A 643-nucleotide genomic window follows, 5' to 3' on the forward strand; every position below is an offset into this window, starting at 1 on the left:
GCGACGAGGCGACGCTCGCGCGCATCCGCTCGCTCGCGATTCCCCCCGCCTATACCGACGTCTGGATCTGCCCGCGCCGCAACGGCCACATCCAGGCCACCGGCCGCGACGCCAAGGGGCGCAAGCAGTACCGCTACCATCCGGATTTCCGCGAGGCGCGGGAATCGAGCAAGTTCAGCCACATCATGGCCTTCGCGGACGCGCTGCCCGGCATCCGCACCCGGATCGACGCCGACATGAAGCGTCCGGGCCTGCCGCGCGAGAAGGTGTTGGCCACCGTGGTCCACCTCCTCGAGGCGACGCTCATCCGCGTCGGCAACGACGATTACGCCCGCGCCAACAAGAGCTACGGGCTCACGACCCTGCGCGACCCGCACGTGACGATCGCGGGCCCGGACCTCCGGTTCCGCTTCAAGGGCAAGAGCGGCAAGACCTGGGACCTGTCGGTGACGGACCGGCGGGTCGCCCGGATCGTCAAGGCCTGCCAGGACCTGCCGGGCCAGGAGCTGTTCCAGTACATCGACGATTCCGGCGAGCAGCGCGACGTCACCTCGGCCGACGTGAATGCCTACCTGCGCGAGATCACGGGCCAGGACATCACCGCCAAGGATTTTCGGACCTGGGCCGGCACGGTGCTGGCCGC

1 protein-coding gene is annotated in these 643 nt (G+C 69.2%); it reads left to right on the plus strand.

Features of this window, described 5'->3' with window-relative positions:
* Positions 1-643 (plus strand): DNA topoisomerase IB (locus WDW90_RS37830; protein ID WP_431311209.1); only part of this gene is annotated, 643 nt, incomplete at both ends.

Source organism: Methylobacterium nigriterrae, from assembly GCF_037106235.1.
In the GTDB taxonomy this organism is placed as follows: Bacteria; Pseudomonadota; Alphaproteobacteria; order Rhizobiales; family Beijerinckiaceae; genus Methylobacterium; species Methylobacterium nigriterrae.